Annotated in this window: 8 protein-coding genes and 1 pseudogene; 1 reads left to right on the top strand and 8 read right to left on the bottom strand. The window is 47.3% G+C overall.

From position 1 onward, the window contains the following. A pseudogene (locus WBV75_RS05205) lies at nt 1-147 on the top strand (GTPase HflX); the annotation flags it as partial. Between the two features lie 24 nt (nt 148-171). Here WBV75_RS05205 and WBV75_RS05200 read toward each other — a convergent pair. The 8 genes from WBV75_RS05200 to WBV75_RS05165 form a co-directional block, all read right to left on the bottom strand. After that, entirely contained in the window at nt 172-1,098 is a 927-nt protein-coding gene (locus tag WBV75_RS05200) for a DUF3078 domain-containing protein (protein WP_424119586.1), read from the bottom strand. Between the two features lie 60 nt (nt 1,099-1,158). Beyond that, a complete protein-coding gene (locus WBV75_RS05195) occupies nt 1,159-1,665 on the bottom strand; it encodes a DUF2480 family protein (protein WP_424119585.1) in 507 nt (168 codons plus the stop codon). A 13-nt stretch (nt 1,666-1,678) separates the two neighbouring features. Further along, on the bottom strand, nt 1,679-2,008 hold the full coding sequence (locus tag WBV75_RS05190; RefSeq protein WP_424119584.1) for a DUF59 domain-containing protein: 330 nt from the start codon (nt 2,006-2,008) through the stop codon (nt 1,679-1,681). A gap of 25 nt (nt 2,009-2,033) precedes the next feature. Then, nucleotides 2,034-2,459, bottom strand: coding sequence for a SufE family protein (locus tag WBV75_RS05185; protein ID WP_424119583.1), 426 nt, complete (start codon nt 2,457-2,459; stop codon nt 2,034-2,036). A gap of 78 nt (nt 2,460-2,537) precedes the next feature. Beyond that, nucleotides 2,538-3,764 (bottom strand): aminotransferase class V-fold PLP-dependent enzyme, encoded by a 1,227-nt coding sequence (locus WBV75_RS05180; protein WP_424119582.1) that lies wholly within the window; start codon nt 3,762-3,764, stop codon nt 2,538-2,540. Between the two features lie 92 nt (nt 3,765-3,856). Then, complete coding sequence (locus WBV75_RS05175) at nt 3,857-4,420, bottom strand: outer membrane beta-barrel protein (protein WP_424119581.1); 564 nt, start codon at nt 4,418-4,420, stop codon at nt 3,857-3,859. Nucleotides 4,421-4,523: 103 nt separating this feature from the next. Then, entirely contained in the window at nt 4,524-5,840 is a 1,317-nt protein-coding gene (gene sufD, locus WBV75_RS05170) for a Fe-S cluster assembly protein SufD (protein WP_424119580.1), read from the bottom strand. 40 nt (nt 5,841-5,880) lie between these two features. Further along, a partial coding sequence (locus WBV75_RS05165) for an ABC transporter ATP-binding protein (protein WP_424119579.1) occupies nt 5,881-6,214 on the bottom strand: 334 nt, incomplete at its 5' end.

Here is a 6,214-nt window from a genome sequence, read left to right as displayed (position 1 = left end):
GTTTTTATATCGGCCCTGAACAAAGAAAACCTCGATGAATTCCGCAAGACTGTTTACCGGGAGGTGCGCAAGATTCACATCAACAGGTTTCCATACAATAACTTCCTGTATCCCGAGAAGTTGGATGCGTATTCAGGGGGAGAATAGGATGTTCAGGCCGGGGAACCGACCTTAGAAATCATAGGTCAGTCCAAAGAGCCAATAGGACTGTAGGTCGTTGTCGATATTGTCAAAAGTAGCACCGGTATTTCCAAGGGTATTGATTTCGTAATTCAGGGCTTCCTGTTTGTTGTCGCGAAGTCCGAATTCAAATCCCAACCCGATGTCCTTCCAGACCTTGTAGCCAAAATTATTGGTCCAGGTCCAGTTGGAAAGGTTGCTGTCTTTGTAACTGATAAAGGATGAAAACTGGGATTTCCAGTTGAATTTCCCGATGGATTTACTGTAATTGGCCAGCAATTTTGCCCCGAAAGAGGAGTCGAAAATAGTGTCATCCTTACTGAAGACGAAATTGTAGTTGGCAGGGTGTGCCACGATGATAAGCCCGTCTATAGGTTTCCAGGTAATACCAACCCCTAAATCAAGGTAACCGGGATCATTGAAATTGCTCAGGAATGTAGAGCGGTACTCCATTAAGGTGGATGCCGCCAGCTTGGGGGTCAGGTTGTACCCAAAAAGGGAGGTGATATTAAATACGTCGTTGGATTGCCTGAATCCTTCATCGTCATTGGGATCATCCTTGTCGTCAAATTTGATCCATCCGACGTTGAGTTGAGCATTGTTATACCAAAAGTATTTATCGCGATCCAGTTTGGCATAGGGATTAATCGTAATCCCAATCCGCCCGGCATCGTTATTCGGTGATTGTTGTGCATACCAGTTGTTAAAACCGGAAAGGCTGGCACCAATTGTTCCAAATGCTCCAAATTTCCAACCGGGGAAGGCATCAATTTGGGATTCCAGGTCCCCAATCCGGTCTTCGATGGCACTCACGGAATCTTCTTTGATCTTCTTGGCCGCTTTGAGTTCCTCCAGGGTCTGACCATAAGTGGATACTCCGGCTACAAGAAATGCGAATAGGAATACGAGTTTTTTCATGTGTGCTAGTGATTAAGAACGGCTGCAAAGATAGGTGAAAAGGTCGAATTTGTTTTAAATTCAGGATTTTCTAAATAATGGAACCGAAGAACAGGCCTCACCAAACAATACGGATTTAGCCACTTGCTGAATTTTCTGTATCGCCCACACATAAGCAGAAGCAGGTACCGGCAGGTTGGTGCACCCTTTGATAATAACAGGTCGGTCCTTAAGGGAATCGAGATCCAGGGAGTTTAGGGCTTCCCGGAAGAGCACGGTCTCCAGAACTTCAGGTGTACCGACAACCGTATCCCGGGCAATGCCTTCAAGATACTTCCCCGTGAGCATATAGGCCCAAACGGGAACAATGGCATCGGTACTGCAATGTATTGCGACATACCCGTCTCTATAAACCTCCCATTGATGTTGTTCCAGCGCCTCCCTGAAATGGGCCTCCCTTAAGATAAGGCCTTCATCGAGCCATTGACTCAGGTCAATCTCGAAGCGATCTCCTTTTGGATAGAAATCCTCGAGGTCGAGAGTGATTAATTTGCTTTTGGCAACGCGGTTGACGATTTCTTTCTCCATCGGATCTTGGGCATCAGAGCATACCGAGTTCGAGTTTCGCCTCTTCACTCATTAATTCCTGCGTCCAGGGGGGATCAAAAGTGATTTCAACCTCGGCGTCTTTGACGGCATCCAGGGATTTGACTTTTTCCTCTACCTCCACCGGAAGCGTTTCTGCCACAGGGCAGTTGGGGGAGGTAAGGGTCATCAGGATACGAACCTCCAGGTCTTCGTTCACAAAGACGTCGTAGATCAGCCCCAGTTCATAAATGTCTACAGGTATTTCCGGATCGTAAATGGTTTTCAGCACCCTGACGATTTTTTCGCCGAGTTCCTGGGTGTCTATATGGGCTTCTGTTTCCATGGTTTCCTTTTAGGGGTTAGGCCTCTCAGCTCTTTAATTGGGTCTGGTAGGCGAGGGCGTAGAGCTTCAGCTGCTTGATCATACTTACAAGCCCGTTCGCCCGGGTGGGTGAAAGATGGTCTTTCAGCCCAATCTTATCGATAAAGTCTGTTTTTGCTTCCAAAATATCTGCCGGACTCTGATTGCTAAAAGCCCGAATCAGAATTCCGATAATGCCTTTGGTAATAATGGCATCGCTGTCTGCGGTAAAAACCACTTTCCCGTCGTCCATCGCGGCGTGCACCCATACTTTGCTCTGGCAACCTTTAATCAGGTGCTCATCGGTCTTGTACTCCTCAGAAATTTTAGGGAGGGATTTTCCGAGTTCGATCATATATTCATACCGCTGCATCCAATCTTCAAACATGGAAAACTCATCGACAATCTCTTCCTGAATCGCTTCGATCTGCATGGGTAAAATTTTTGTCAAAATTACAACATGAACGGCCCATTTTCAAAGAGATACAGAGATCTCTCCGGGGAAGACCTTTTAAGAAAGCATCCGGGCGGCTTTTTTAACCCCTTCAACCAACCGGTCTACCTCCTCCTTAGTATTATAAAATGCAAAACTCGCCCGAACGGTTCCCGGGATTTGATAAAAATCCATAATGGGCTGAGCACAATGATGTCCGGTACGTACGGCAATTCCCATCTGGTCCAGCAGGGTGCCCACGTCATACGGGTGGATGCCTTCCAGGTTAAAGGAGATCACAGAAGTTTTATATACTCCTTCCCCATAGATTTTCAACCCGGGGATACTGAGTAATTCAGCGGTTGCGTAATGGAGCAATTCTGTTTCATAGGCAGCAATTTCATCCATCCCGATCGCGTTGAGGTAATCCAGGGCTGCACCAAAGGCAATGCCCCCGGATATATTTGGAGTTCCGGCTTCGAATTTATGGGGCAGTCCTGCGTAGGTGGTTTTTTTAAAAGTCACCTCTGAAATCATCTCACCGCCACCCTGGTAGGGAGGAAGTTTTTCGAGCCATTCGGTCTTCCCGTAGAGGGCACCAACTCCTGTAGGGCCGCAAAGTTTGTGGGCTGAGATGGTATAAAAGTCAACATCGAGGGCCTGCATATCTGCCTTTATATGGGGCGCGGCCTGCGCTCCGTCTATAAGTACGGCGGCACCAACTCCATGGGCACGCTCAATAATATCCTCAATAGGGTTTATGGTTCCCAATGCATTGGAAATATGGTTGCAAAAGACCAGTTGGGTGCGCTCTGAAAGTCCTTCGTAAAATGGCTCCAAAACCAATTCCCCTTTTATGTTCATCGGAATGACCCTGAGTTGTGCCCCGGTGCGTTCACACAACATTTGCCAGGGGACAATATTGGAGTGGTGTTCCATGGCGGAGACCCAGATCTCATCTCCGGGTTTCAGGAAAGGCGTAAAGCCGGAGGCGACCATATTGATGCCATGTGTCGTCCCTGAGGTCATGATAATTTCATGACTGTGCAGGGCGTTGAAGTGGTGCTGGATTTTAATACGCGCCTTTTCATACGCGTCGGTCGCTTCCTGGGATAGTGTGTGCACCCCCCTGTGGATATTCGCATTGTAACGCGAATAATAATCGACAATAACGTCGATCACCTGGCGAGGCGTCTGGGAGGTAGCTGCATTGTCCAGGTAAACCAGGGGTTGCCCGTGTACCTTACGGTTTAAAATAGGAAAATCTTCCCTAATTTTCAAGACGTCGAATGTGACTGTTTTCATGATGTTCAAAGATACTGAACCTTTTGTGAAAGGGTTGTGAAGCTTTCCCTAAATCCGGGCAATTCCGGTGCTTTAACTTCCTGTGAATGGTCCTAAAACCGGAACCCAACACCAACCTTTAGCAACCCAAGGGTACGGCTCGGGGAATCCCCTGAAGAAAATATCAGGTCGTACTGTGCCTGCAGAAACCATCGGGAAAAAAAGTCATAACTGAGACCCAGGTTCACGTCAGGTCCTGAGTTGTTGTCTATGCCCTCAATCCGTCCTTCTGAATTGAAAAAAGTCTCGCCTGTACTCCGGTACCAGGTCCAGCCCAATCCACCCCTGAGTTTTAACTTTTCACTAGCGCTTAATGGAAGTTCTGCAAAGATGCGGGGCTGCAGGAAAAAATCCCGGAATTTCAGTTCCTGGACAGGGTCGGTATCGTTGGTGAAAGTAGTGGCAAACCAGATCGCGTCCAGACTTGCTCCCAGTTTAACCTTGTCGAATTCGGCGAACCTATACGCAAGGCCCAGGCCGATAACGCCCTGGTTGGATGCCCCAAAGGACTCCCCGATAGAAATGGGATAGTTCAATTCCGCACTCCAGTTCTTCTCCTGGGCCCGGGATCCAAAGATATAAAATACGATAAGAAGAAAGATGAGGTTTGTCCGCATGCCACTGTAAATTAAAGGGTTATCTATCGAAATGAGTCCTTAGTCAAGACAGTTTCTCCCGAGGGAGGCTCTATACCTCAGAGGTCATAAAAAAACCGCAGGCCTAGAGCTCAAAGCCCAGGCTCACTCCCAGTTTTTTGGCGATTAACTTGTTAATGCGGGTTTTTAACTCCTTGATTCGTACGCTTTCCAGTACGTTGTTGGCAAAGGCATACATCATCAGGGCAGACGCTTCTTTTTTGGGGATTCCCCTGGCCTGAAGATAGAACAATGCATCCCTGTCCAGCTGGCCAATGGTACATCCGTGTGAACAACGCACGTCATCTGCAAAAATCTCGAGTTGGGGCTTGGTGTTGATACTGGCCTTATCACTGATCAACAAGTTGTTGTTCTGTTGAAAGGCATTGGTTTTCTGGGCAATCTTATCTACGATAATCTTACCGTTAAAGACTCCGGTGGAACGCTGGCCAAAAATGCCTTTATAATCCTGATGGCTTTCGCAATTCGGCTGCTGATGGTGTACCAGGGTGTGGTGGTCCACGTGCTGTTTTTCTCCCAGGAGGGTTACCCCTTTAAGGGTTGAATCAATATGTTCCCCATCCTGGTAGAAGTTCAGGTTGTTACGGGTGAGTTTCCCACCGAAAGAGAAGGTATGAACACTTACATGGCTTTTTCCTTTCTGGTCGATATAGGTATTGTCAATCAGGCTGGCGGATTCACGGTCGTTCTGAACCTTATAATAATCTATAATGGCATCTTTGCCCGCAAAAATCTCTGTTACAGAATTTGTCAGGACTTCGTTATCTGTAACGCTCTGATGCCTTTCGATGACCTGTATCTCCGCGTTTTCCTCAGCGATTATAAGGTTTCGGGGTTGCAGCATCTGTGCGGTCTCGCTCCCAGTTGAAAAATGGAGGATTTCTATCGGTTTTCTCGGCGCTTTGTTCTTGGGCACGTAGATAAAGGCACCCTCTTTGGCAAAGGCTGTGTTGAGGGAAACCAGGGAGTCCTCCCGGGAAGCCACTTTGTTAAAGTAGACATCGATGATCGGTTTGTACATCGGTTTTGTCAGGGCGGCACTCATCAGGCAGATATCAACCCCATCATGGGTGGTTTCTGAGAGGTATGAACTGTATACCCCGTCGATAAAGACGATCTTGTAGGTGTCAATTTCGTGAAGGAAAAACTTCTTAACATCCCTGTATTCCAGGGCGTTATCCTGTTTAGGAAACAAGCTGAAATCTACCTTTTGCAGGCGCTCCAAAGAAGTGTATTTCCAGGCCTCCGATTTGCGGCTGGGAAATCCCTTGGCTTCAAAATTCTTCAGGGCTTCTGACCGAATTTCATGGACGGGATCCGCGAGGTCTACTTCGTTTTCAAAGGCCATAAAGGAGGCGATAAGCTTTTCTTTTAATTCCATTTTCCTGATGTTTAGGGGGAGGATTAGACTACAAGGGGCCTTACAGTACAGCTTCCTGTTTGATCCAGTCGTACCCTTTTTCTTCCAGTTCGAGGGCGAGTTCCTTTGTGCCGGACTTTACAATTTTCCCATCGTGAATCACGTGTACAAAATCGGGGACGATGTAATCCAGCAGGCGCTGATAGTGGGTGATGACGACAACAGCATTGTCTTTATTGCGAAGTTTGTTAACTCCATTTGCGACGATCCGCAGGGCATCAATATCGAGTCCGGAATCTGTTTCATCGAGCACAGCCAGGCGGGGTTCCAACATAGCCATTTGAAAAATCTCATTTCGTTTTTTCTCTCCCCCTGAAAAACCTTCGTTATGAGAC

The organism is Robiginitalea sp. (assembly GCF_049588695.1).
Classification (GTDB): Bacteria; Bacteroidota; Bacteroidia; order Flavobacteriales; family Flavobacteriaceae; genus Robiginitalea.
Note: the sequence above shows the minus strand (reverse complement) of the source record. Positions and strands in the feature narration are given on the sequence as shown.